The sequence below is a fragment of the Lentzea sp. NPDC051208 genome (assembly GCF_040682435.1).
GTDB classification, from domain to species: Bacteria; Actinomycetota; Actinomycetes; order Mycobacteriales; family Pseudonocardiaceae; genus Lentzea; species Lentzea kristufekii.
This window is the reverse complement of the sequence record NZ_JBFBAW010000004.1, coordinates 249,374-272,469: the sequence shown is the minus strand read 5'-3', so window position 1 is coordinate 272,469 and position 23,096 is coordinate 249,374. Positions and strand designations below refer to the sequence as shown.

27 protein-coding genes and 1 pseudogene are annotated in these 23,096 nt (G+C 67.8%); 16 read left to right on the top strand and 12 right to left on the bottom strand.

Annotated features, from left to right (window positions below):
* Window positions 1–23: 23 nt before the first annotated feature.
* Both AB0M48_RS11655 and AB0M48_RS11650 read right to left on the bottom strand, forming a co-directional pair.
* A complete protein-coding gene (locus AB0M48_RS11655) occupies window positions 24–1,040 on the bottom strand; it encodes a hypothetical protein (protein WP_363839280.1) in 1,017 nt (338 codons plus the stop codon).
* Window positions 1,041–1,042: 2 nt separating this feature from the next.
* Window positions 1,043–1,594 (bottom strand): hypothetical protein, encoded by a 552-nt coding sequence (locus AB0M48_RS11650; protein WP_363839277.1) that lies wholly within the window; start codon window positions 1,592–1,594, stop codon window positions 1,043–1,045.
* 300 nt (window positions 1,595–1,894) lie between these two features.
* Here AB0M48_RS11650 and AB0M48_RS11645 point away from each other — a divergent pair, with 300 nt between their 5' ends.
* Window positions 1,895–2,536 carry an A24 family peptidase gene (locus tag AB0M48_RS11645; RefSeq protein WP_363839274.1) on the top strand — a complete coding sequence of 214 codons (642 nt, stop codon included), beginning with the start codon at window positions 1,895–1,897 and terminating at the stop codon, window positions 2,534–2,536.
* A gap of 30 nt (window positions 2,537–2,566) precedes the next feature.
* Here the strand turns inward: AB0M48_RS11645 and AB0M48_RS11640 are convergent, their stop codons facing one another.
* The 3 genes and pseudogenes from AB0M48_RS11640 to AB0M48_RS11630 form a co-directional block, all read right to left on the bottom strand.
* Window positions 2,567–3,049, bottom strand: coding sequence for an NUDIX hydrolase (locus AB0M48_RS11640; protein WP_363839271.1), 483 nt, complete (start codon window positions 3,047–3,049; stop codon window positions 2,567–2,569).
* Window positions 3,046–3,999, bottom strand: coding sequence for a hypothetical protein (locus tag AB0M48_RS11635; protein WP_363839961.1), 954 nt, complete (start codon window positions 3,997–3,999; stop codon window positions 3,046–3,048). Before AB0M48_RS11635 ends, AB0M48_RS11640 begins: the two co-directional genes overlap by 4 nt.
* A 78-nt stretch (window positions 4,000–4,077) precedes the next feature.
* Window positions 4,078–4,257, bottom strand: a pseudogene (locus tag AB0M48_RS11630) (helix-turn-helix transcriptional regulator); the annotation flags it as partial.
* Window positions 4,258–5,253: 996 nt separating this feature from the next.
* Here AB0M48_RS11630 and AB0M48_RS11625 point away from each other — a divergent pair.
* The 13 genes from AB0M48_RS11625 to AB0M48_RS11565 all read left to right on the top strand — a co-directional run bounded on the left by AB0M48_RS11625 (window position 5,254) and on the right by AB0M48_RS11565 (window position 15,443).
* Window positions 5,254–5,499 (top strand): hypothetical protein, encoded by a 246-nt coding sequence (locus AB0M48_RS11625; protein ID WP_363839268.1) that lies wholly within the window; start codon window positions 5,254–5,256, stop codon window positions 5,497–5,499.
* Window positions 5,500–5,724: 225 nt separating this feature from the next.
* Window positions 5,725–6,210: a hypothetical protein gene (locus AB0M48_RS11620; protein ID WP_363839265.1), complete on the top strand. Its 486-nt coding sequence runs from the start codon at window positions 5,725–5,727 to the stop codon at window positions 6,208–6,210.
* 6 nt (window positions 6,211–6,216) lie between these two features.
* On the top strand, window positions 6,217–6,921 hold the full coding sequence (queC, locus tag AB0M48_RS11615) for a 7-cyano-7-deazaguanine synthase QueC (protein ID WP_363839260.1): 705 nt from the start codon (window positions 6,217–6,219) through the stop codon (window positions 6,919–6,921).
* A gap of 183 nt (window positions 6,922–7,104) precedes the next feature.
* Window positions 7,105–7,902: a reverse transcriptase domain-containing protein gene (locus tag AB0M48_RS11610; protein ID WP_363839257.1), complete on the top strand. Its 798-nt coding sequence runs from the start codon at window positions 7,105–7,107 to the stop codon at window positions 7,900–7,902.
* Window positions 7,903–7,907: 5 nt separating this feature from the next.
* Window positions 7,908–8,465, top strand: a complete 558-nt coding sequence (locus AB0M48_RS11605) for an SUMF1/EgtB/PvdO family nonheme iron enzyme (RefSeq protein WP_363839253.1) — start codon at window positions 7,908–7,910, stop codon at window positions 8,463–8,465.
* Window positions 8,462–8,923 carry a DUF6884 domain-containing protein gene (locus AB0M48_RS11600; RefSeq protein ID WP_363839250.1) on the top strand — a complete coding sequence of 154 codons (462 nt, stop codon included), beginning with the start codon at window positions 8,462–8,464 and terminating at the stop codon, window positions 8,921–8,923. Before AB0M48_RS11605 ends, AB0M48_RS11600 begins: the two co-directional genes overlap by 4 nt.
* On the top strand, window positions 8,920–9,984 hold the full coding sequence (locus AB0M48_RS11595; protein WP_363839247.1) for a glycosyltransferase: 1,065 nt from the start codon (window positions 8,920–8,922) through the stop codon (window positions 9,982–9,984). Before AB0M48_RS11600 ends, AB0M48_RS11595 begins: the two co-directional genes overlap by 4 nt.
* Window positions 9,981–10,958 (top strand): radical SAM protein, encoded by a 978-nt coding sequence (locus AB0M48_RS11590; protein ID WP_363839244.1) that lies wholly within the window; start codon window positions 9,981–9,983, stop codon window positions 10,956–10,958. The genes AB0M48_RS11595 and AB0M48_RS11590 overlap by 4 nt, the downstream gene beginning before the upstream one ends.
* Entirely contained in the window at window positions 10,955–11,518 is a 564-nt protein-coding gene (locus AB0M48_RS11585) for a phosphoribosyltransferase family protein (protein ID WP_363839241.1), read from the top strand. The genes AB0M48_RS11590 and AB0M48_RS11585 overlap by 4 nt, the downstream gene beginning before the upstream one ends.
* On the top strand, window positions 11,511–12,653 hold the full coding sequence (locus AB0M48_RS11580) for a glycosyltransferase family 4 protein (protein WP_363839237.1): 1,143 nt from the start codon (window positions 11,511–11,513) through the stop codon (window positions 12,651–12,653). Before AB0M48_RS11585 ends, AB0M48_RS11580 begins: the two co-directional genes overlap by 8 nt.
* Window positions 12,653–13,507 (top strand): 5'-3' exonuclease H3TH domain-containing protein, encoded by an 855-nt coding sequence (locus AB0M48_RS11575; RefSeq protein WP_363839233.1) that lies wholly within the window; start codon window positions 12,653–12,655, stop codon window positions 13,505–13,507. The genes AB0M48_RS11580 and AB0M48_RS11575 overlap by 1 nt, the downstream gene beginning before the upstream one ends.
* Window positions 13,508–13,512: 5 nt before the next feature.
* The gene (locus AB0M48_RS11570; protein ID WP_363839230.1) at window positions 13,513–14,142 is read left to right on the top strand and encodes a PIG-L family deacetylase; all 630 of its coding nucleotides are present in this window, start codon (window positions 13,513–13,515) and stop codon (window positions 14,140–14,142) included.
* Between the two features lie 692 nt (window positions 14,143–14,834).
* On the top strand, window positions 14,835–15,443 hold the full coding sequence (locus tag AB0M48_RS11565; RefSeq protein ID WP_363839227.1) for a hypothetical protein: 609 nt from the start codon (window positions 14,835–14,837) through the stop codon (window positions 15,441–15,443).
* A 55-nt stretch (window positions 15,444–15,498) separates the two neighbouring features.
* Here the strand turns inward: AB0M48_RS11565 and AB0M48_RS11560 are convergent, their stop codons facing one another.
* The 7 genes from AB0M48_RS11560 to AB0M48_RS11530 form a co-directional block, all read right to left on the bottom strand.
* Window positions 15,499–16,890: a helix-turn-helix transcriptional regulator gene (locus tag AB0M48_RS11560; RefSeq protein WP_363839224.1), complete on the bottom strand. Its 1,392-nt coding sequence runs from the start codon at window positions 16,888–16,890 to the stop codon at window positions 15,499–15,501.
* 220 nt (window positions 16,891–17,110) lie between these two features.
* A complete protein-coding gene (locus AB0M48_RS11555; protein ID WP_363839958.1) occupies window positions 17,111–17,362 on the bottom strand; it encodes a hypothetical protein in 252 nt (83 codons plus the stop codon).
* The gene (locus AB0M48_RS11550; RefSeq protein WP_363839221.1) at window positions 17,278–17,922 is read right to left on the bottom strand and encodes a phosphotransferase; all 645 of its coding nucleotides are present in this window, start codon (window positions 17,920–17,922) and stop codon (window positions 17,278–17,280) included. Before AB0M48_RS11550 ends, AB0M48_RS11555 begins: the two co-directional genes overlap by 85 nt.
* A gap of 71 nt (window positions 17,923–17,993) precedes the next feature.
* Entirely contained in the window at window positions 17,994–18,353 is a 360-nt protein-coding gene (locus AB0M48_RS11545) for a hypothetical protein (RefSeq protein WP_363839218.1), read from the bottom strand.
* Window positions 18,354–18,367: 14 nt separating this feature from the next.
* Window positions 18,368–19,651, bottom strand: coding sequence for a helix-turn-helix transcriptional regulator (locus tag AB0M48_RS11540; protein WP_363839215.1), 1,284 nt, complete (start codon window positions 19,649–19,651; stop codon window positions 18,368–18,370).
* Window positions 19,652–20,121: 470 nt separating this feature from the next.
* The gene (locus AB0M48_RS11535) at window positions 20,122–20,850 is read right to left on the bottom strand and encodes a GntR family transcriptional regulator (protein WP_363839212.1); all 729 of its coding nucleotides are present in this window, start codon (window positions 20,848–20,850) and stop codon (window positions 20,122–20,124) included.
* 30 nt (window positions 20,851–20,880) lie between these two features.
* Window positions 20,881–21,414, bottom strand: a complete 534-nt coding sequence (locus AB0M48_RS11530; RefSeq protein ID WP_363839209.1) for a UTRA domain-containing protein — start codon at window positions 21,412–21,414, stop codon at window positions 20,881–20,883.
* 271 nt (window positions 21,415–21,685) lie between these two features.
* Here AB0M48_RS11530 and AB0M48_RS11525 point away from each other — a divergent pair, with 271 nt between their 5' ends.
* Both AB0M48_RS11525 and AB0M48_RS11520 read left to right on the top strand, forming a co-directional pair.
* Window positions 21,686–22,375 (top strand): 6-carboxytetrahydropterin synthase, encoded by a 690-nt coding sequence (locus AB0M48_RS11525; RefSeq protein WP_363839205.1) that lies wholly within the window; start codon window positions 21,686–21,688, stop codon window positions 22,373–22,375.
* The gene (locus AB0M48_RS11520) at window positions 22,372–23,076 is read left to right on the top strand and encodes a 7-carboxy-7-deazaguanine synthase QueE (protein WP_363839202.1); all 705 of its coding nucleotides are present in this window, start codon (window positions 22,372–22,374) and stop codon (window positions 23,074–23,076) included. The genes AB0M48_RS11525 and AB0M48_RS11520 overlap by 4 nt, the downstream gene beginning before the upstream one ends.
* Window positions 23,077–23,096: the final 20 nt, after the last annotated feature.

Genomic DNA, 23,096 nt, shown 5'->3' with positions numbered 1-23,096 from the left:
CTCGCGAGGAGGCCGTGGTGCGGTCAGCCGCCGCCGTTGTTGAGCGCCTGCGATTCCGCCACGCGGAAGGTCGCGTTGCCCGTCGTGGTCATGTCCGGGAACGTCCCGCCCTGGCCCGCACCGGACCAGGTCACCGTCCAGTGCACGGTCGCCGTCACCGGGTACGCCTGCCCCGGTTGGCTCGCCGACGATCGGCGGTAGACGTGGCCGCAATCCGGCGACGGCGCCTTGGGATCTGCGCCTGCCTTGTACGCCGTTCCTGCGCCCGTGCAGGTGACGGTGGAGCCGTCGCCCATCGCCCAGGTCACCGACGTCGGCGTCGCGACCGCCGTCACCGACACGCCGGGAACCGAGGCGGTGGCAGAGACCGGTCCCCAGCCGCCGGACAGCCACATCCAGGTCGGCAGGTTCACCAGCTGGTCGCCGGCCGGGTTCGCCGCGATCGACGGCGAGGGCAGCCGGAGCTGCTTGCGGGCCATCTGCGCGAGTTCAGCGGGCGAGGGCAGCAAGGCCGCGCCCGGCTGCTGGCCGTCGGCGATCCACACCGGCGGCCGGTAGAGCCCATCCATGACGCCCTCGGTGGTGCACTTCCACACGTACCACGCGCCCGGCCCCTGACCAGGCTGCGCCGCTTGGGCACGGAACGCCGTCGGCCGGAACACCGCAGCGTGGACCACTCCGCCGTTGGTCGTCGGCGGCTTGTAGGCGGCGGTGACCACGCCACCGGAGGGTGGCTGATAGTCGCTTTTGACGTAGGAGCAACTCGCCAGGTTCGAGTCCCCGCCGACGATCGTGTCGCCGGGGTTGGTCGGCTTCCCGTTGCCGGGGTTGTTGCCGGTCCCAGGGCGGCCTGGGTTGTTGCCGTGTCCAGGGTTGCCCGGCCGTCCGTTGTTGCCGTTGCTGCCAGCTCCCAGCTCGCACGCCGGGGTGGGAACCTGACTGCAATTCGTGCTTCCCCAGCCGCCATCGGCCAGGGCGGGAGCTGCGAGACCGAACAGGCTTGCAGCGACGATTCCCGTGACAGTCGTAAAACGTCGCATGATCAACACGTCCCCACGTCGTGTACGCCGAAGTCGGACACCTTCCAGGAGCCGTCGGACTGCTTCTCGACGATGGCGTTGATCGCCTGGCGTCCTCCCGGCTCTTTGTCAGCGAGCTGGCCGTTGTCCGCGCGGTACTTCAACCAATTCGTCGAGTCTCCGCAGTCGGAAACAATGATCTTCTTCGGCTCACCGGCCGGTTCCGCGGAGGATACGGTCGGGTTCAGCACCGGCTCACCCTTGGTGACCAGGCCGTTGTAGTGATCGGCGTACAGGCCGCGCGACATGTTCGTCAGCGCCACGCCCGTCGCGTGCTGCCCCAGCTTCGAGGACTGCCAGTCGGATGTACGCCCGGCCTCGACGAAGTCTTGCCACATTCCCCGGTAGGCGGCCAAGGCATCGTTCTTCGCCTTGTCCGCTGCGGAGACCGCAGCACTCGGGCTCGACGACGCCGAAGGTGCCTCCACAGGACTCGACGTCCCGGAAGGCGGGCCCTCCGGGCCGCCGGAGCTACAAGCTGCGAGAACCGCGCAGGCCGCAGCACCGATGAGCACGCGACCACCCCAGGAGCGAAACGTCCCCCCTACCACAGGTGCACCCCCACACATCCGTAACGATCGTCTTGTGTCTCGTGACACTCACCACGTCTACACCACGTACCCCCACCGACTGCAAAGTCGGGAAGCACTGACTTTGAAGTCGGTATGACATCCACTCACGAAGATTCACTCGATCGGTCTACTTCGGTCACTCTGCGGGCCGTCGCGAGGTAACACTTAGAGCGAAGGGTGCGGCCTTTTGGGGGCGAAAGATGTGTCGATGTTGCTACGAAGGGTGATAAGAGGTGAGGGCGCTTGACCTCACCAACATTGATCATTTCGTGGACCGCGCTCGGCGTGTTGGTTGGAAGCGCGCTCGGACTGCTGACTCGAAAGCTGCTGCACTACCGGAGTCTCAGCCGCTGGAGCTGGATAGCGGCAGCAGCGCTCACCGGCCTGTTGTTCACAGCGCTGGCCTGGCGGATGGACTGGAGCGTCGCCTTGCTGGCCTACAGCTACCTGGCGGCCGTGCTGGTCCCGCTCGCGATGGTGGACCTGGCCGAGCAGCGCCTTCCCGGCGTGGTGGTGCTGCCGAGCTACCTGGTGCTTGCCGTCGCCTTCGGCGTGGACGCCGTGCTTCACGCGAACTACGACAACCTGCTGCGGTCGGTGGCCAGCATGGTCGTCCTCGCCGCGGCCTACCTCGGCCTCGCACTCGCGGTCGGCGGGCTCGGTGCTGGCGACGTCAAGCTCGCCGGCCTCCTGGGGCTCGCGCTCGGCTGGTGGAGCTGGACGGCGCTGTTCACTGGGACGTTTCTGGGATGGCTGCTCGCAGCAGTTGTTCGGGTCGCGCTCAGGACGACCGGCCGTGCCGAACGGGACGACCCGATGCCGCTCGGCCCCTTCCTCGCGCTGGGTGCCGTGGCAACCGTTGTGTTGAGCGCGACCGGCTCTTAGCGAACATGAGCGTGCTGGTCGCCAGCTCATTCACTCCGAGTAGTACGTGACGCCCGTCGCGAGGGCGTCTAAGGCTCGAGCCAGGCGCTGCGCCATGTCGGGCCGCAGCATGCTCGTCGCCTCCGCGGGCTCGACGAAGACGAACTCGGCGATCTCCGGATCGGAGATTCGGATGGTCTTCACCTGCGCGGGTGACAACGTCCCGCCGTCGAAGATGAACATCAGCTGGTCGTCCCACGGTCCGTGAGGTCCAACCCAGTCCAGCACCAGGATACGGCCGGCGGTGACGGTGAGACCGAGCTCCTCGGCGAGCTCGCGGGCGCCTGCCGTTCGCGGCGGTTCGTTGCTCTCCACCATGCCGCCGGGGAGATCCCAGTTGTCCTTATAGGTGGGGTTGACCAGTAGAACCCGCCCGTCTTCGTCCCGGATCAGAAGGTCGGCGGCTACGCGCTTGCGCGCCTGCTTGGCATTGCCCTCCGCGAGGTAGGCGAAGCACGCCTCGTCGTCGGTCATACCGGCCACGACGACGCCGCACTGTTGACTTCGCCGGAGGCGGCCGACAGACCGGCCAGCGCGGCGAGGAATGAGGAAACCCGGCTCGTCTTCGGTGCCAGGCTCAACACGCCACCGAGGGCTCGGAGTTGATGCACCACCCTCGCCGAGTGCAAGGAGGCGGTCGTGTCACAGGCTTCGTGGCCGATTGCTGCCGCTTCGTCGACCCGGCCTGCGTGCACCAGGACGTTGGCGAGGGTGAGTTGGGCGAAGGTGCGGCTTCGAACGCGGTCTCCCGACCGCAGGCGGATGACTTCCCGAGCGCACCGTTCGGCTTCGCCGAGTTCCGTCAGTTGCAGGAAGCACAGCGCGGCCTCGCTGGCCAACGACGCCTCGTCAAACCCTGCGACCCATTGAGCGGGTTGTTCTCCGTGAACCTTGCCCAGGACGCGCTCGGCGTCTTCCAGCGCGTTGCAGCACCCGGCCCGATCGCCGACGAGGGCAAGCCCGCGAGCACGCATGGCGTGGAGTCGAGCGATCAGACGTGAGGTGCCGTAGGCCGCTGTGGCTTGCCCAAGCCCTTCAGCGGCGATGCGCAAGGCGTCGTGCGGTTGCCGCAGCTCGATTGCCAGATGCGCCATTGAGGCACAGGCGTTCGCGGCCAGTGCCCGATCGTTCCCGGCCAACGCTAGTCGGAAGGCGCGATCGAAATACCCTCGCGCGCTACCGTCTTGCCCACTGTCGTGTGCCATCCATCCGGCAATCTCGGTGATCGACGCGGCGGCGGCGAACAGTCGAGGAACGGAGACGCCGAATGTGGGCGAAACCAATTGTGGCGCTATTTCGCGGGTCAGGTATTGGGTGACTGACGGATACAAGGCACCGCCGCCGACTCTACGGTCGGCGACTTGCCACTGTTGAGCCGTCGCAAAGATGCTGTCGACGACTTGCTGGCCGTCGAGGTGACTCAACCCCGCTGGGTCTCCGGGCGCAGCCGTCAATAGGTCCGCGTGAAGTGGAGCTGTTCCATCCAGAAGTGCGACGAGGCGGTCGGGTGTCAACTGGAGCGCCTTCGCCAGGTTCGGTCGCATCCAGGGCTGTGGCTTCTGAACGCCTCGCTCCCAGCGTGCGACCGTGGATCGATCGACGCCCATCGTGCTGGCGAGTGCCTCTTGCGTGTACCCCAAGGCTTCGCGACGCTCCGCGAGGCTCTGTCGCCGCACAGCCATACCGCTCCCTCCGCGTCGGTGGCCCCAGGATCGTCCCGCTGTCGTTTGCGCAGGTCAAGGCCGACCCGCGCAACGGAACCCCAGAACCTTAGAGGATCTTGACCAGCCGGAGTGAGTCAGCTTCCGGAGTGCGCCTGTCCGTGCAGTTCAACGCTGCCTGCGGCTATCACAAGTCGCCCCGTCGTGTCTCGCGATTCTGCCGCCGGTACCCAGAGTATTACGCGGGTTCACCCGTTTGGCACAAGCGTGCCCGATTGGGAAATCCGCAGGTCACGTGCCCTGCCGCCCCGTGGACGCCCCATCGCCGCTGCGTCCCCGCTCTGGTTCGCGCCGCGCGGCGGACGTTTAGCTGCGTTGGCGGGTTAACAGTGGTTCTACCAGCACCGTTACCCCGCCCCTCCGGTTCGACCGGTGAACAACTAAACGCTCGACGCTATGGGAGTAGCAGAAGTTCGGGACAAAAGTAAATCGGGACTCGCTGAGTTACGGAGTAGATGATGACACTCTTCCAGCGATTCGCGGAACCTCCGGTTTCGCGATGCCCACAAACAAAGCTCGCTGTGCCGCGTTTTCTCGTGCAGCCGGTGTGGGTACGGAGTTGGACCACCGCACGAGGCGGTGACGCACGATGAACGACCGCGGACCTTGGGCGGTGACGTGCCGGGATATCGCCGGCCGCCCTCGGAGCTTGACGGTGCTCGTGCGTGGCTCGGACGTCGTAGTGATGGCACCCCCAGGTGAGGTGGCCAGGCTCGACGTCGCTGAGACCGAGCAGTTCCGCTCCGTTATCGCCACGGCCGTTGAGGTGGCCGCCACCCCTGCCCCCGGTGGGACTGGCCTCTCCGAGGAGATCGGCACAGCGAGCACGGTGAAGCAGTACGGCGACGGTGGACCCCCAGCCGTCGCGGGGCGCCCTGCTTCACCGTCATATCGCGGCGGAACCACGACCCCGATACCTGGTTCCGCCGCGATCCCCGCCCTGCGAGGTGGGGCCGCGTGATCTCGTTGGCTCCCGTCCTCACGGCGATCGCCGCCGTGGTGTTCGTCAGTTGCCTGCTGTTGCGGGCTTTCCGGCAACGACGCTCCGAGGCCGCCTCCGGCAGACACAGCCTGGCCGTGTCGCCCTACGTCGGCAGGCATTGGCGTCAGCCGAAGCAGCCGCCGTCACCGGTGTTGTCGCACGCGCTGAAGACGGTCGGCACGCACGGCTTGGGCTTCATCAGGGAAAGCGAAGCCGCGTGAGCCGTCTCGACAACCGGCCAACGACCGCGCGCTCCACATCAGGTCGGCCGGTACGGGGTCGGAGCAATGTCCGACGTCCCTGATTCGCGAACTCGCGCCGACTGTTGATCAGCGCGATCCGTGCGGCCATGAAGTGCCGCGTCCTCGATCACGGCGGGGCCGGGGTTTTCCCTTTGAGGCGCCTCGGCTCCGCCGCACCAACCCCTGCACGACGGGAGCCTTTCCATGACCACAGCAACCGCGACCGACACCCGGCAGCATGACGACGACATCGCGCCGAGCGTGCTCCGGCGGTACTACACCAACCTGCTGAGCTGGCCGACGACGATCGACTCGGAAACCGGCGAAGTCCGGCTGCGCCTGGGCGAGACGATCGACGCGCTGGTGATGCGGGCCGGGTTCGGCGGCGAGGTGAACCACGAGCTCGTCCGGGCGATGATGCGCGCGCCGATCATCGTCGTGCCCGGCAAGAAGGCGGTCGACTGGGTCTTCCTGACCCAGCCGCGCACGCCCATGCGCCAGTCGACCGTCGACGACCTCATGGCCGCCCAGGTCGGGTGGTACAAGCCGGGCGACACGGTCACGCTGCCCGCGTTCGGCACGACCGAGGGCGGCCTGCGCTGGTTGCAGCGCCCCGAGGCGGGCGAGGAACTCCCGAGTTGGGGAGCCGTTGTCGGCGCGGTTCGGCGTACCTTCACGCGGACGTGGTGACCGGCCATGACGATCGACCACCCCGAGCACCGCCACCCCGAACACGCGATCGTCATCGCGTCCGGTGGCCTGGATTCCACCGTGCTGGCCTACTGGCTGGCCGCCCGCCACAGCCGCCTGACGCTGGTCTCGTTCGACTACGGGCAGCGCCACCGCGTCGAACTCGATCACGCCGCCGAGATCGCACGGCTGCTGCTGAGCCCGCACCGGATCATCGACCTGACCAGCTTGGGCGCGCTGCTGACTGGTTCGGCGTTGACCGATACCTCGGTGGCGGTGCCCGACGGGCACTACACCGACGAGTCGATGGCAGCCACGGTGGTGCCCAACCGCAACGCGATCATGCTCGACATCGCTGTGGCGGTCGCTATCGCGGTGCGCGCGGACGCGGTCGCCTTCGGCGCGCACGCCGGTGACCACACCATCTACCCCGATTGCCGGCCGGAGTTCGTGGAGCGGTTCGCCCGCAGCGTGCAGGCGGCCAACGAGGGTCTGCTGGTGCCGGGGTTCCAGGTGCTTGCCCCTTTTCTGACGCTGACGAAGACCGACATCGTGCGCGTCGGCGAGGCGCTGGCGGTCCCGTTCGCCCGCACGTGGTCCTGCTACCGGGGCCGGGAGGTGCACTGCGGCACCTGCGGAACGTGCACCGAACGCCAAGAAGCCTTCCGCGACAACGGCATCGCCGACCCCACCGTGTACCGGGCCGCGTGAAGGAGCGTGAGAATCGTGGACGCGAAGCCCGCAAGCCTCGGGCCTGAGCGGGGCCGTCTTTCCCTCGTTCACAGCTCGCGCGTGTTGGGTTGCGAGCCTGGTCTCGGTGATCAAGGGAGCGTGCCTGCCGCTCAAGCGGGCCCGACCCTAGCGCACCCGCGTGCCGTGCCACCAACCCCTGTCATGCAAGCGCACTCACTGATGTCGTTGCTGGACGAGAAGCACCTGCGGACCGCGTTGCGGCAGTGCGGACGGCGAACCTCGGCACCTGGTGCGGACCGGATGACGCTCGCGGAGTTGCGGCGACGTGCCTCCGAACTGCTGCCCCGACTGGCCGAGCAGTTGGCCGAGGGCACCTGGCAGCCAGGCCCGGTGCGGGAGGTGCCGTTCCCGACCTACACCGGCAAGCCGATGACGGTGTGCGTGCCCACGATGATCGACCGGCTGGTGCACCGCGCGCTGCGCAACGCGATCGAGCCGATCCTGGAGACGCAGGTGCTGGCCGACTGGGTGTCCGGCTACCGGCCTCGCCGCAACCGCATCACCGCGCTGCGCCACGCCGCGGCTCACGTCGCGGCCGGCTTGCGCGCGGTCGCCGACGTCGACGTGGCCTCGGTGTCCGAGGACGCCACGGTCGAGCAGGTCGTCGACTGGTGCGCCCAGCACGTCCACGACGGCACCTTCCTCGACCAGGTGCGCACCGCGCTGGCCGCGATGCCGTACCCGATGGCGCCGGGTTCCGGGCTCGCGCCGCTGCTGATCAACCTGCGCCTGTCCCGTTCCGACGCCCTGCTGGGCGGGCTGCGGGTGGTGCGGTTCGCCGACAACTACGCCGCCTTCGCCGCCGACGAGACCGAGGCCCACGCCGCCTTCACCGTCATCGCCGAGGCCCTAGCCCGATTCGGGTTGCGTCCCAACGGATCCAAGAGCCGCGTGCGGACGCGCGCCAACGTCGAAGACCTGTTCCTGATCGGGGGCTGACCACCATGAAGATCGAGTGGGTCGAGGTACCCGGAGGAACCTGCCGGTTCGGCGACGATGCCCGGCCGGTCGAGGTCGGCACGCTGCTGTGGACGCGCACCCCGATCACTTGTGCCCAACTGCGCGGTGAGCGCGGTGGTGACAGCGGGCTGCACCCGGTCACCGGGATGACCCATGCCGAGGCCACCGAGATCGCCCGCGCCCTGGGTGGGCGGCTGCCGACCTCGGCGGAGTGGGAGTGGATGGCGGGCGGCCCCGCCCGGCGGCGCTGGCCGTGGGGCGATCAGGACTGGACGCCCGAGTTGGCGAACCTGCGCGATTCCAACCTCGGCACTACCTGCCCGGTCGACGCCCACCCGGACGGGGCGACTTCGGAGGGGCTGCTGGACGTGGCGGGCAACGTCTGGGAGTGGACCGCCCGCGCCACGATGGGCGGCGGCGTCACGCTGCGCGGCGGCTCCTACGCCTCGCCCGCGCTGTACGCGCGCACCACCTTCCTCAACGCCGCGCCCGCCGAGCTGGCCTCGCCGGGCATCGGGATGCGTGTGGTGCGCCAGCCATGACTCCCACCAGCAGGCTCGAGCCCGAGCAGGGACTGATCATCGTCTCCTGCAGCCGGGAGAAGCTGGTCACCACGACCCCGGTCCCGGCGCTGGAGCTGTATCAGGGCGCGCTCACGCCCCGCCTGCGCGACCACCTCTCAGCCGAGCATCGGGCACGGTTGCGCATCCTGTCCGGCGCACACGGCCTGCTGCACCCCGACGACCTCGTGGGTACCTACGAGCGCAAGCTCCGCACCCGCGGCGAAGCGCAAGCACTCCAGGCTCGCGTAGCCGAGCGCCTGACCACCGACCTGCGGGCCGAGGGGTTGCGGCACGTGCTGGTGGTGCTGGAGCCGCTGTACCTGGCCGCCGCCGAGTGCCTGTTCGACCACGCGCCGCCGCTGACCTTGACGTTGCTGCCCAACCCCCTCGACTGGACTGGGACGAGCGCCGTGTTGTCGGGGTGGGGCTGGCTGTGACCACTTCCGAGTTCGACCCCGGCCCGCTGCTGCTGCGGGAGGAGTTGCTGCGGCACGGCAACAACCACAGCTCCAGCACCCATGCCTGGGAGGCCCTCGCCGACGGGGTCGGCTGGCACCAGCCCACCCCGTCGGACTGCTGGCTGGCGTCCGCACGCACCGTCTCGGTGGTCATCCCCGCCCACCAGGTCGGCTACTGCCTGGCGACCGTGCTCGACGCCCTGGACGCCCAACACCACCAGTACGAGTTCGAGGTCATCGTCGTCGACGACGCCAGCACCGACGACACCGCCCACGTCGCCGCTCGGCACCGGGTGGTCGACCGACTGGTGCGACTGCCGCAGCGGATGGGCGCGGCCACCGCCCGCAACGTCGGCACCGCCCTCGCCAAAGGGCAGACCGTGCTCTACCTCGACGGCGACATGGTGATCCCCTCGCACGTGATCACCGACGTCGCCACCCGCGCCACCGACACCAGCGTGCTGGTCGGCTTCCGCCACAACCTGCGCTACGAGGTGCACTCGCAGGACCCGGCCATCCTGGGCCGCATCCCGAACCTCGCCGCCGACCACCGGGTCGTGTGGCGTCCACCGCCGAACGTCACGTTGCCCTACAGCGGGATCACGCTGCCCGAAGCACTGGACGGCCGCCCGCTCGATGACACCCACGACTTCGTCGACCTCGGGTACGGGCAGTCCTACTTCGACTGGGACCTGCCCCGCATGGTCGTCACCGCCCTGGTCGCCGTACCGCGCGCCGCCGTGCTGGACGTCGGCGCCTTCGACCCGGAGTTCGGCCGCCTCGGGTGGGGCATGGAGGACACCTACCTCGGCGCGTGCCTGATCGCCGCCGGGCTTCTGGTCATCCCGCTGCGCCAGGCCGTCGGGTTCCACCTCGACCCACCCGATGCAGCCGAGCAGTGGCAGCACAAGCTCGCCGGCTGGCCGCGCACGCTGGCCCGCTACCGCGAGCTGCTGGAGTCGCCCGCGCCGCGAGGCCGCACCAACGCCTTCACCGCATCTATGTCCGAGCTGCTCACCCACTGCGAGGGACGCCCATGATCACGACAACCACGACCACCGGCCGAGCCTCGGCACGCCGGATAGTCGGCTCCGGCACGCGCGGCGGGATCGGTGTCGTCTACGACCCGCTCACCGGCCTGACCCACCGGACCGGCGAGCCGATCCTCACCGGACGCACCGCCCTGACCCACGAGGCCATCACCGCGCTACCGGAAGTCCACCCCGGTGAGCTGGGCGACGTGATGCCGGTGAGCGTGTGCTGGTCGCCCATCGTGCGCTGCAACCTGGCCTGCCCGCAGTGCCTGGACGACAAGTCCGTGCCCGAGCTCGGCCGCGGCGAGCGCGCCGAGGTCGCCGCCAGGATCGCCTCTTCCGGTGTGCTCGGCGTGGACGTCTCCGGCGGCGAACCGCTGCTCATCCGTGACCTGCCCACCCTGCTCGCCGTGCTGGTCGACGGCGGCTGCACGGTTAGCGTCACCACCAACGGCACCCACCTGCCCCGCCGTGTCGAAGCCCTCGCCCGCCGGGTGGACGCGATCCGGGTCAGCCTCGACGGTCCCGACCCCGAGCGTCACGACCGGTGGCGCGGCGAGGGCAGCTTCGCCAAGGCCGTCTCCGGCATCCGCGCCGCCCTCGCCTACGGCATCCCGACCCAGATCCAGACCGTGCTCATGCGCTCCACCGCGGCCGGACTACCCGCGCTGGTCGAGCTGGCCGACCGCCTCGGCGTCCACGGCCTGACCGTCCTGCAATACCTGCCCTTCGGTGAAGGTGCCCCGCTCGCCGACACCGAACAGATGCCGGACGAGGAGGCCCACCATCTGGTCGCCGCGCTCGGCACGGCCTCGGTTCCGGTGCGGCTGCGCACCCGCGCCGACGCCGCCGGGTTCACCGTTGTGCGCGCCGACGGGCAGGTCTGGCGCAACACGCCGGACACCACCGCCATCGCCGCCCTGCGCCCGCTGACCGGGCCGGTCAGCCTGGCCGTGACCGGACGGGACGGTTCGGCATGACCCGCACCGCACAGCGCGTGTTCGAGCACCAGCGTATCTGGCGGGTCACCCCCGAGGCCCTGAGCGACGCCTGCCTGCTGCTGTTCGCCGCCATCAGCCGCGACCACCCGAAGGTCGACCACGTCATCGGCATCGCCAACGGCGGCGTCGCCCCCGCCCGCATCCTCGCCGGCCGACTCGGCGTGAAACCCCGGAGCGTCCAGGCCCGGCACAACGCCGACGACGGCCTGTACCGGCAGGCCACCGGCAGGGTCACCGTCGACTTCGACGCCTTCCGCCGCAACCTCGGCCGCCGCAAGCTCGACGGGACCATCCTCGTGGTCGACGACATCTGCGGCAGCGGCGCCACCCTGCACAAACTCCGCAACGTCCTCACCCCGGTCCTCGCCCCGGACGCCCGCGTGATCACCGCGACGTTGTGCCTGAACACCGGGGCGGAGACCTGCCCGGACTACTCGGTGTGGACAGTGTCGGACTGGGTCAGCTTTCCCTGGGAGAAGCGCCCCGACCAGCCAACCACCGACATACCCATCCCGGAGCAGGTGACCAGCCATGCCTGACACCAGCAAACCGCTGACCGTCGCGTTCGTCCTGGCCTCCTACGCCCACGACGCCCCGGCCGGGATGGAACGCGCCACCGCCGCCCTCGCCCACGGCCTGCGCCAGCTCGGACACCGGGCGCTGATCATCACCGCCACTGAACCCGATCACACCACGGACGAGGGGATGGACGAGGACCTGGTGGTGCTCGGCTCGGTCGGGGTCACCTTCCCCGCCGACGACGATGAACTGCGCGAGGCGATCAGCACCCACGGCCAGGACGAGATCATCGCCGCCGACCTGCGCGCCCTCTACCGCCGCCACCGCGTCGACGTCGCTGTCTACGTCGACGCCCTGTGGGGACTCGGACGCCTTGCCCCAGCGTGCGACGGGGTGCGGACGGTGCTGGCGATGCACGTCGTCGGCCACGACCAGGACCTCGTGCCCGCCTTGGAACGCGCCGACGTGGTGGTCGCGCCGTCGACCACGGTCCTCGGCCAAGCCCACGACCGGGGCTACGACAGCACCTGCTGGCAAACCGTGCCCAACGCCCTGCTCGTCGACCACGGCGCGCCGGACGACCGCCAGCGTGAGGTGCTTCGGCGGGGCGGCCCGGTACGGGTGCTGGCCCGGCTCGGCCCGGAGAAGAACGTCCGCGCCCTGCTCGACGCCGGCCGTCTCGTCGACCGCGGCATTGAGGTCGTCCTCGCCGAGGCCGGGTTCGAGCACGCCGCCGGCGCACAAGCCGCCGAGTACCGTCACTGCGCCCACGCCGCCGTCCACCTGCTCATGGGCAACATCCGTGACAGCGGTCTGCCCTGGGATCAGGTGCAGTCGTGGTTGGCCGACGCCGCCGTGGTCATCGTGCCCTCGACCAAGGAGACCTTCGGGCTCGTCGCCCTGGAGGCCATGAGCGTCGGCACCCCCGTCATTGCCTTCGACGTGGACAACCTGCCCGTCCTCATCGGCACCGGAGAGGGAGCGGGCGGGATCGTGGTGCCCCGCGCACACGGCGAATTTGGGCTGTGGGGTGCTGCCGAAGTCCTCCTCGACGATCCGGTACGCTACGCAGCGCTATCACGGGCTGCGTACTACCGCTCGCGGGACTATCTGCCCACCACAGTCGCCCATGACTTCCTCAAGGCGGTGCGGTGATGAACGACGTCCCACTTCTGCTGGTCGACGGCCACAACCTGCTCTGGCGCGGAGCCTTCGGCTTCCCCGCCGCGATCCACTCGCGCGACAAGACCCGCGACCTGACCGCCGAGTTCGCCTTCTTCGCGCTACTGCGCGTAGCCATCCGCGAAGAGTTCACCGCGCCGCCCGAGGTGATCGTGGTCTTCGACGGCCAGCACGGCGCGGCCGAACGCCAAGCCACCGACAGCGACTACAAGGCCAACCGCGTCCTCGACGAAGCCGCGCTCAAACCCATCCGCGCCATCCCGCACGTGCAGGAAGCGCTGACCGCCTACGAGCTGGCGTGGATCGAGATCGACACGGCCGAAGCCGACGACGTGATCGCTACCCTCGTCACCCACGTTCGCCGCGACGCCCCCGAGCGCCGGGTGTGGATCATGTCCGGTGACCGCGACTTCTACCAGCTCATCGACGGCCGCGTCCGGGTGCTCAACACCGCCATGAAGCGAGGGCATCGCCACATCGAGCCTGACACCGTGTTCGACCGCTACCAGGTCCAGCCGGCCCAGTGGGCGGACTTCCGGGCCCTCACCGGCGACCCGGCCGACAACATCCCAGGCGTGCGCGGCGTCGGGACGGGCACCGCCGCCAAGCTCCTGGCCGGCGGTCTCACCCTCGACCAGCTCGCCGACGCCGGACGGCTCACCGGCACCAAGGGCGCGGCCGTCCTCGAAGCCTGGGACCAGGTCCTCGGCTGGCGCGACCTGATCAGGATGCGCACCGACCTCGCCCTGCCCCTGCTCCCCGCCGGCCGCAGCAGCCGGGCGCTACCCACCCCCGCCGAGGTCATCGACAAGCTCGGGCTGTGGTGACTCGGGTGACCGCGACGGCGTTCATCCCGCCCGGCTCGGTGTTGACCGTGATGGCGCATCCCGACGACGCCGAACTCTGGGCAGGCGGCACGCTCGCCCTCTGCACCGCCGCTGGAACCGACGTCACCATCGCCGTCCCACGCCACCCCGAGCCCCGCGCCAGCGAGGCCGCCGCCGGGGCCGCCGCACTCGGCGCCGGACTCCACCAGATCAACGAGCCCACCGTGGCGGCCGTACGCGAACTGCTGCTGGATACCCGCCCCGAGGTCGTCCTCACCCACCCGCTGCGCGATGTGCACCCCGACCACCGACGCATCGCCGAAGCCGTGCTGGAGGCACTTCCCGAGGTCGTCATCGCCACCGGACACCCTCGCCGGGTCTACACCACCGACACCTACAACAGCCTCACCCTCGACGGCCCCGTTCCCGCCCACACCACCGTCGACATCACCACCACCTGGGCCACCAAGCAACACGCGCTGGCCGCGCACGCCTCCCAGCCCATCGCCGAACACTTCGCGCCGATGGCCGAGAACCTCGCCCGGCTGTGGGGCGCACGCATCGGCGTTTCGCACGCCGAGAACTTCGTCCCACTACCCGTCCTCGGACGCCTCCCCGCAGCCATCGCTCTGTAGGGCAGCTCGCCGCGTAAACGGCCTCGCCAAGGGGAGGATCCTGCGAGCCCCCGGTACTGTGAGCCGGACGGCGCGGGTCTTGCGTCACGCCGCCAGCAACGACCGGTGACCAGTTCGAGGTGTTTGTTCGGGTGACGGCAACAAGGGGTGGATCACGCATCTCTGCGGCGGTGCTTGCGTGCGAAACGCAGAGTGAGCACCTCCGAGTCAAAGACGCTCAAGCGGCGGCCGAAAAGGAGGCCGCCGCGGAGCAGGCCAGGCAGGATGCTCGCTCCTGGCCACGATTCCTGCCTGCCCGCCGCCCTCGAACGCCGTACGTGCCGTCCGAGCTCCCCGTCGAGTACGGTCGTCGGAGCTACTCACCAGTCTCAAAGTACGCTGACGGTATTCGAGCTGGCGACTACGTCACTTTTTTCGACTCGGCGAAAGCGATTCAACACCACCGCGACCCATGCAAGCCGAGCTACGACTACGCGTACGCGCAGACCCTTTCCCGGCAAGGACCGCCTCCCGGAGTAAACGTCGGTCATGTCGTCGCAACGTTTCAACATTTCGGACGTGACGGCGCTCCAGTCCAGATAGCGCTGCATACCGGCGTCGTGCTCGATAAGCGCTCCTCAGACAAGCTCTGGATTGAGGAAAATTCTGGACGTGGGTGCGACTTCGACGGGGACTGCAAAGCTGGCCGAGCCTTGGTCGACCTGATCTCGCTGCTCATGGAGCAGGACACCGGTTGTCACTACCGCCGCCCGGCTGTCGACTTCGCTCGAAAGCTCTTGACGATCGGCCATGACGACGAGGCGGCTAAGCTTGCCTGGGACACCGCCGCCAGGTGGGGCCTCATGTCCAACGGCCGCATCAGCGGCGCTGGCAGGACGTGGTGGTACGCAGAGCGGCGCCACCAAGGGGTCGAGGTGTTGAAGGATGCGATGCCGGTCGAACAAGCTTCAAGCCGTCAGGTGATCAATATTTCGCGATCCACTGTGAACGGTTCATCCTTCGCGGCCGGTCCTCACGCGCAGGCCACCACAACCGTCGCTGCGCCCGGTGATATTTCGGAGGTCGTCGCCAAGGTAGTCGAGATGGTCAAAGCAGGACGTGAGGACCTCGACCTGTCGGTCGAGCAATCCCGCGAACTGGACGATTCGCTTGAAGTCTTGGAGGAGGCAGTCACGTCTCCGGAAGGTAGAGGGGCCGGTTTCCGAGTGGCTGTCCGGTCCGTTCTTAAACTGGCTGGCGCTCTTGCCATTGGCGCTTCAGGCAATGCAGTGTGGGAAGCATTCAAGACACTCGCGGGCTGAGTTCGCAAAGTAAAGCTGCGTTACTTTGTGAGCCCTCGAAGCGGACTTGCTCGCTTCATGGTCCGAGTAGATGCTGACGATCCCGCCATGCGAGACGCAGCAATGTCAAAGAACTGGCTGACAGACGGGGTTCGAGCCGGTCGATCGCCTCACTGGTGAACGGCATGTCGGTCCGGCCGCCCTCACCGACGACGTGCCCCTCGTCGTTCGTCGCCACCAACCCGGTGAACAATCGGTCGAAGACTTCGTCGTCGACCACAGCGACGGTCCGCTGGCTCGCGCCCAGGGTGAGGGCGTCCATCACCAAGCCGTAGTGCCATAGCCGAAATCGGCCGTCGGCGCGAGCCCGCTCGAAAGAGCGGAACGGCTCCTGCTCGGCGTAGTTGATGGAGCCAGCTCCGGCCCCGTCGTGTTCGGGGTTGCCGAGGAACTCCTCGGAATATTCGCGCATGATGTTGCGCCACAGGGAGAAGTCATTGTGCACGTCGACCGCGGCGAGCGATGAGGGCTGGAACTCTCCGGAGGGCATGACGGTGCACATGCCGCCGCCGTCGGCGACGGCGCGGCCGTCGCGCTGGTGCATCATGAACCGGTGCTCACCCCGCCGGTCCTTGCGGATCGTCAGAGTGCTGATGCCAGGTGACATCAACATCCGGGAGGGGTCGAACGGGTCGCCAATCGTCGAGCGCAGCGGCAGTGCGCTCCAGTCTGGAACCGACCCACCCGATGCCAGCCAGGCGGCCTTGAACTCGTGAGCGAGACACTCCTTGATGTCGAACACCTCGAAGAACGTGGTGGTCCCAAACGTCAGCTCCAGCCCATCGCGCTGGGACACCTCCAGCAGCCGGTAGCTGAGTCGGTTCTCCAGCAGCCGAGGCCGTACGAGGTCCCGCACGGCCCGGCTGTAGCCGGCATAGCGCTCACCGCGAGCGGTGAGCGGCAAAACGTGGTCCACCGGCTCTAGCTTCGACACCGGACGCTCGGCCTCGGAGAACTTCAGCCGCACCGAGTCCAACTCCACGGGCGTGTCCAACAGCCAGCCCGGACCGGTCAATACATGGCCGCCGGGTGCACGTTTGCTGACCGGGTACAGCCACGCGGCCAGTTCCGCCAGTTCCCGCCCCCGCACGCCCGCAGCGCGACGGACCCGAAGCCACTCCGCCTGGCTCTGACGGACATGTTCGGCGATCTCAGGACCAAGTGCGTTGCTCGCATCAACCGGATCGGCAGACCGCAACGCCTCTCCGGACAGGAGGGCGGCGAGCTCGTCGACCGATACCTTCAGCGCCTTCGCGATCTTGGGGCGCATCCACGGTTGAGGATCCTGTGTCCCTCGTTCCCATCGACCGACCGTGGACAGCTCGACGCCGATCTCACGGGCGAACGACTCCTGGGTGAACCCCAACGCTTCCCGCCGCCCCGCAAGCCGCTCTCGCCGGTCCGCCATTCCAGTCACCCCCAGGTTGGATCATCACCATAGCGAGGACACGATCCGAGCAGGTCAGAGGCCATAATGCATCACCCAGACGGGGCCAAGCCTGTGGCGGTTCCGATCATGGTCAGGCACGGAAAAGGCACATCGCGATGTACTCGACCGTCCGGGGACCGTCGACCGGACGAGTCCTGCTCCGGTGAATGACGATCTTGGTGGGTCGGTTGGTTCGCACCTAGAAGGCTGACCACGACCAGGGCCGGTCGATCTCGCCCCGCAAGCAGGCGACTCGATGCTGTGCCTCTTCCGCCGCTTTTTGGTCGGTCGTGGCTTTGCCGAGAACGAAGGCGGTCCATCGCAGTTCTCTGGCTGTGGCCATTGTGCGGTAGCCGGACCAAGTGGTCATGTCGAAGCCTCCGTATGCGCGCACGAAAGCCTGATAGTCCGACTTCGTGATCCTGGCGAAGTCGGTGTAGTCGACGGCCAAGGAGACCAGTCCCATTCGCGAGGTCCGACTCCGATGTGGTCGAGGTCCAGCAAGATGGCATCGCCACCTGTATTCGGAACGACAACGTTGCCCTGCCAGGCATCACCGTGGATGACGCACCGAGTCAATCCAGGAACCAACTCCGCGTACTCGGTGCGCAAGCGGTCCAAGAGGTCTCGAAGCCACGTGCGGTCATTCTCGGATACCGCCGTTCCAAAGTCGATTGCCTCTCGCAAGCCTTCAAAGGGGTCGACAACCGTGCTGGGAAGTAATTCAGGAACGTCCAAGGCGTGAAGTCGTGCCAGTACCGTGCCCAGTTCAGCTGGCGTGGCATGGCGGTGATCAGGCAGCCTCGCCCACCAGGTGACTGGCCGATCCTCGACCATCGTAGGCTGGTTGATGTGGTCGAGCGCGCGCACGACGGGGATTCCGCCCTCGGCCAGCCACTGTGACGCCTGGACCTGGCGAGCAGCGACGACCCAAGACCCCGGCGGACCGACCCGAGCGACGACATCGCCCGCCAGCTGGTAGAGGACGTTCGCGCCATCACGGATCAGCACGGCCCCTGCGGTTGATACACCTGCCCTCTTACCCGCTGCCTCCAACACCCTGCGCGGATATGTCCGCACCTTTAGAGGTCTTGTTCGATGCGCTCGAAAATGTCGGTATCCGTCGCCTTCTGCCAGTCCGGCAATGCGTCCCAGTCCGCGACGTAGGACGGCTTCGGGTCGGGGAAGTGCTTGTAGATCTGGCCGATCCAGCACAGCGCGACGAAGCGGCCTTTCTGGTCCGAAGTGAGCTTGGCGGTGGCGCCGTCAGTGGCCTTGATGAAGGCGAGGACCTGGTCGTACACGGCGGTCGCGGCGTCGCGTTCCCAGTCCGGGGTCTCGTCCCACGGAGTGATGTAGCCGGGCTTGGGCTCTCCGGGGTAATGCTTGATGACACCTGCGATCCACGCCTCGCGGAACACGCGGCCACGGTCGTTCTGCATCCTGCTGTCCTCCATCATGCGGCGCGGTTGCCAGGGAGTTTGGTGATCTCCGCGTCGAGTCGCTGAATCTGCTGGTCGGTTAGCAACGGAGCCAGGTTCGGCTGTAGCCCGCGCAGCTTCCGTGCGATGACTCCGGAGCCGGTCTGGCGGGCGGTGGCCAGGGCGGCGTTGACGTAGGTCACGACCTGATCAGGATCGCGACGATGCACTCCGATCATCGCCAGGTCGGTGAGAACACCGGCTTTCCGGCGGGCCGTCAGGTCGCCGGCCAGCGCATCGGTCAGAGCAGCCTCAGCGAGGTCGTAGCGGCCCAGGGTGACGTAGCAGGTGCCGCGTTCCTCGGACAGGCGGGAACCATCGAACCGGAGCCAACCGCCGTTGTGAACCGGACCGCGGAGGTGTTGGACTTCGGCAGCCGTGTCGAGTGCACGCTGGCAAGCATCCAGGTCGCCGAGACCGGCGTAGGTCTCTGCCTGCACGGCGGCGATCCATTGCCGCGTGGAGAGGGCCGGGTCGCCTCGGCGGGCCAGGCTGGCGGCCAGTTCGAGCAGCGGTGCGGCCTCGTTAAACCGGCGCTCATACACGGCGATGAAGGCGTGCCTGGTCAACGCACAGGCCCAGAGGTCGGAGGCGGCGGCCTCCTTGCCCGCTGTCGCCGCCAGGGCGTAGCAGTGGGCTGCGTCGGTGTACTCGTCGCCGTCGAAGAAGATCTCGCCAGCCAGCTGGTACAGGTCGGCGGTCAGCTTGCACAGCCGCCGTCGAATGTCTGATGTCTGCGGCCGGCGCAGGGAGCCGGTGAGTACCAGGAGCTGGGCCCGCACCAGTGGTAGTACCTGCGCCTTCGTCGGTGACAGGGCGAACACGCGCCACAGGTGGGAGTTGAGTTGGGCGAACTCCGCTGCCTCGGTCGAGGCAACCATGCCGGTGGGAGCCGCCGCAGCGAGCCGGTCGACAGCGCCGAGAGCTGGCTCGTCAGCAGGCAGCGCAAGCAGCGCGCCCGTCATGCTGAACAAGCGGAGCAGGTCTCGACGGTTCATGTCGTCGGCCTCCGCGGGGTCGGGTAGTACAACGGCAACGGTAGAGGTCTGCCGGGGTGGCGCGAGCAACGCACCCAACTCGTCGATGCTCACCCCAAGCGCATTAGCGATACGACGGCGGCGATACGGCTGTGGAGTCAGCTCACCCCGTTCCCATCGTCCGACGGTGGAGAACTCCACGCCCACTGCCGCCCCGAAGCTCTCCTGGGTGTAGCCCATCAGCTCCCGCCGCGCGGCGAACGCCTCTCGCCGATCGCCCATGAACATCACCTCGCTCCGTCGGTCCGATGCCACGATAACCAGCTAGCGGTCAAGGCTGATCACCCGCTCGGCGAGCAGCACCCGTTCGGACTACTGCCACGAAAAGTGTGTTTCCGCAGGTCAAGTAGGACGCCGCCTCATTGCCGCCTCATTGGCGCCGCGTCTCCGCTCTGGCCGTCGTTGATCATCGTGACTTGACTGAGGTCGCTGCGGTCTGGCGAGTTTCCGTCTTCGGCGGCAGCCCAAGTACCTAGAAGCGCCTTCACCAGAACGCACCACGGAGATGCCGGGTGACGAGACCACCCTCCATGTCGATGGGGAGTTCCCGTTCGCGTGGACGTGCTGGCGGGGACGTTCGACGCACCGCACTGAGGTCTCGGACCAAGTCGTAGTTCGAGGGCGTGACCGATGAGGAGATCGTCACCAATGCAGTTGTCGTGTTTGAAATCGAAACCCTTGGCATCGTGGCACTAGCCCAACTCGGTCTCTACGGTCTGGCGGTACAACAGCTCGTACAGGTGTGCGCCCTTGATGAGGACCGAGGCTTCAACGGGGCGTTCGTTGTCGCTGTAGATGACACGCAACTGCCGGATCACCGGAGTCCCATCTGGAAGGTCCAGCGTCTCGGCTTCCTCCACCGTCGGGGACCGTGCCGAAATCCGGTCTACGAAGGTCCGCTGAGGGAAGCCGAGCTCGGCAAGGGCTTGCGGCGCGCCGCCGCGGATCTTCGCGGCCTTCGCCAGGCTGCTGTTGTCGGCGATCTCGGCGGGGTAGTAGGACGCGGACAACTCCACGGGCTGGTCGTCGTGGAGGAGGATTCTGGTGCGGACGATCGCGGTAGCGCCCGGCGCCAGCTGCAATCCGGCGACGACGTCTGCCGGTGGAACGACGTTGTCGACCTTGAGCAGCTGGTAGCGGAACCGGCCTGGTTCGGGCGAGATGTAGGCGGAGGCGTCGATGACAAACGGCTGCCGGTCGCGGACGTAGACGCCTTTGCCGACACGGCTGTCGAGGAAGCCTTCGTCCTTCAGGGCCTTCAGCGCGTGCTGGATGGTGGCGTTCGCTGCGCCGTACCGCTCCACGAGCTGCGCAGTGGACGGCAGTTGTGTACCGGGGCTCAGCTCGCCACGCATGATGAGATCGCGCAGTTCCGCCGCGATCTGCTGGTGCCGGGGCCGGCTGTCACGCGCGCGAGGCAAGACCGTCTCCTACGGACGTCGTCAGAGCGGTCATGGCGTCAGCTCGTATCGCAGCCGCCGTCCGTCGGCCACCATCGTCATCACGCTGGCTTCGACAGGCCGTTCGTCTCCAGCGAGGAGCAGGCGGACGAGCAGCAGCACGCAGGACGGGTCGTTCAGTTCCAGCGTGGTCCGTTCGTGCGGCGTGGCAAGCCGCGCGCTGACGTCCTCACGTACGCGGCGCGGCCGATGTCCGAGGTCGGCCAGGAGAGCGACGGCACCGCCGGGGATCTTGCGGTGCTCGGCCAGCCTGGTGCCTCGAGCGATGTTCACCGGGTAGTAGGAGTCGACGAGTTCGACCGGGTGGTCGTTGAACAGCATGAGGCGGCGCCTCGCGACTACCGGCTCACCCGCAGCCAGGCCGAGCATGTCGGCCACCGCCGCCGAGGCGGCCACCTCGTCAACGCTCAGCAGCTTCTGCGTTCCCATGCCGCCGTGCTCTGCCGCCTCGGTGCCCCAGGTGTCGCCGCGGTGGCCGCTCACATACGGCATCGACACGCTCGTCCACGGGCCGGCGTCGGTCATCGCTCGCCCTCCTTGCGTCTCGTGGTGGGAGGTGCTCCCGCCGTTGACCTTAGTCGTAAGGCAGCAAGGCCACCCTCGACGCTCAGACACCAACCTTGTCGCCTTTCCGATATCGCAGTAAGGTTCACCGGCAGAGAAGGTACTACAGATCGTCACGACTCGGTTCAACTCCAGGACTTTCGCCACTGCGTCGTCCGGCCCGGCACGAGCAGTTCGCCGCCAGCGCACGTCGTCCGAGTGCTGTTCGGCATGACCGACGAAGGAGGGCTACATGAAGGCCGCTGACAAGAAGCGTGTGGCGGACGGCCAGATCACCATCTCGCAGTCGTTCGACTTCAGCGCCAGCCACGAGCTGAGGCTGCTGCCGACCAGCCACAAGTGCAGCCGCAACCACGGCCACAACTACACGGTGACCGCCTCGGCGCTCGTGCGCGATGACGCCCCCGGCGACCTGTCACCCCTTGGGGAGTATCTGACCGCGACGTTTGACCACCGGTTGCTCAACGAGCAGGTCACCTTCCACCCGACGAGCGAGCTTCTCGCTGCTCACCTTGCCGACTGGTTCCGAGACAACGTTGAATCCTCGACGTCGATCAGGCTGGTCGCGATGGTTGTTTCGGAGACCGCGACCACGTCGGCACGCTGTGACGGCGTCACCGGCGAGGTCACGATCTCGAAGACTTTCAAGACCAGCCACGGCGACGTCACGCTGGTGCTGGGGGCGGACGGACTCGACGAGGTTGGGTTCATCACCGATTTCGGTGACGTGAAGCCGTTCGGGGCTTACCTCCGGGCCCCTGCCGCCGACGCGGGGCTACGTGCCGCCGGGCCTGCGCTGGTCGCGCACCTGGCTGGTTGGTTCGTCGACAACGTCGAGCCGGAGATCCGCGGTCGACTCGTATCAGTTCGGGTCGACTCGGAGACCACCACCGGCCTGTGGGAACGAGGCGATGCCTCGTGAACACGCTGACCTTGGCTGCCGAACCGGTAGAGGGTTCCGCGATTCTCACGGAGAAGTTCGAGTCGTTCCAGGGCGAAGGCCCGTGGACCGGGCAGCGCTGCGTGTTCGTCCGGTTCTCCCGCTGCAACCTCCGGTGCGGCTTCTGCGACACCCCGGAGAGCTGGGACTGGAGCAAGTACAACCCGGCTGACGTCAGCGACAAAGTCCCCGTCGCCGAGCTGGTGACATGGGTGCGTGAGCGCGGCGTGGACATGATGGTGATCACCGGCGGGGAGCCGATGTTGCAGCAGCCCGCCATGACCGCCCTGGCCCGCGGCCTGGCCAACGTGCGGGTGCAGGTCGAAACCAACGGCACGGTCGCACCCACACCGGAACTCGCCTCTTTGGTCGACCTGTGGGTGGTGAGTCCGAAACTCGCGAACTCCGGCATGACCTACTCCACCCGAATCAAGCCCGAGGCCCTCTCGGCGTTGGTCGCGACAGGCCGCGCGGTGTTCAAGTTCGTTGTCACCGAGCCCGACCGCGACCTCGATGAGATCGCCCAGCTCGTCGAGGAACACCGCCTGGCTCCGGTGTGGGTGATGCCGGAAGGCACCACCCAGGAGAAGGTTCTGGCTGGCATGGACGCGCTCTACGGCCCGGCCACTGAACGTGGATGGAACGTCTCCACCCGCCTGCACATCCTGACCGGAGCGCGGTGACACCGATTCCCAGACCGAGC

Bases quoted from the DNA above. Each gene is read 5' to 3' on its own strand.
- AB0M48_RS11585 (WP_363839241.1), top strand. From the start codon at position 10,955: ATGACCCGCACCGCACAGCGCGTGTTCGAGCACCAGCGTATCTGGCGG.
- AB0M48_RS11640 (WP_363839271.1), bottom strand. From the start codon at position 3,049: ATGACCGACGACGAGGCGTGCTTCGCCTACCTCGCGGAGGGCAATGCC.
- AB0M48_RS11540 (WP_363839215.1), bottom strand. From the start codon at position 19,651: ATGGGCGATCGGCGAGAGGCGTTCGCCGCGCGGCGGGAGCTGATGGGC.
- queC (WP_363839260.1), top strand. From the start codon at position 6,217: ATGACGATCGACCACCCCGAGCACCGCCACCCCGAACACGCGATCGTC.
- AB0M48_RS11530 (WP_363839209.1), bottom strand. From the start codon at position 21,414: ATGACCGACGCCGGCCCGTGGACGAGCGTGTCGATGCCGTATGTGAGC.
- AB0M48_RS11575 (WP_363839233.1), top strand. From the start codon at position 12,653: ATGAACGACGTCCCACTTCTGCTGGTCGACGGCCACAACCTGCTCTGG.
- AB0M48_RS11610 (WP_363839257.1), top strand. From the start codon at position 7,105: ATGCAAGCGCACTCACTGATGTCGTTGCTGGACGAGAAGCACCTGCGG.
- AB0M48_RS11600 (WP_363839250.1), top strand. From the start codon at position 8,462: ATGACTCCCACCAGCAGGCTCGAGCCCGAGCAGGGACTGATCATCGTC.
- AB0M48_RS11590 (WP_363839244.1), top strand. From the start codon at position 9,981: ATGATCACGACAACCACGACCACCGGCCGAGCCTCGGCACGCCGGATA.
- AB0M48_RS11605 (WP_363839253.1), top strand. From the start codon at position 7,908: ATGAAGATCGAGTGGGTCGAGGTACCCGGAGGAACCTGCCGGTTCGGC.
- AB0M48_RS11620 (WP_363839265.1), top strand. From the start codon at position 5,725: ATGACCACAGCAACCGCGACCGACACCCGGCAGCATGACGACGACATC.
- AB0M48_RS11560 (WP_363839224.1), bottom strand. From the start codon at position 16,890: ATGGCGGACCGGCGAGAGCGGCTTGCGGGGCGGCGGGAAGCGTTGGGG.
- AB0M48_RS11580 (WP_363839237.1), top strand. From the start codon at position 11,511: ATGCCTGACACCAGCAAACCGCTGACCGTCGCGTTCGTCCTGGCCTCC.
- AB0M48_RS11655 (WP_363839280.1), bottom strand. From the start codon at position 1,040: ATGCGACGTTTTACGACTGTCACGGGAATCGTCGCTGCAAGCCTGTTC.
- AB0M48_RS11545 (WP_363839218.1), bottom strand. From the start codon at position 18,353: ATGCAGAACGACCGTGGCCGCGTGTTCCGCGAGGCGTGGATCGCAGGT.
- AB0M48_RS11525 (WP_363839205.1), top strand. From the start codon at position 21,686: ATGAAGGCCGCTGACAAGAAGCGTGTGGCGGACGGCCAGATCACCATC.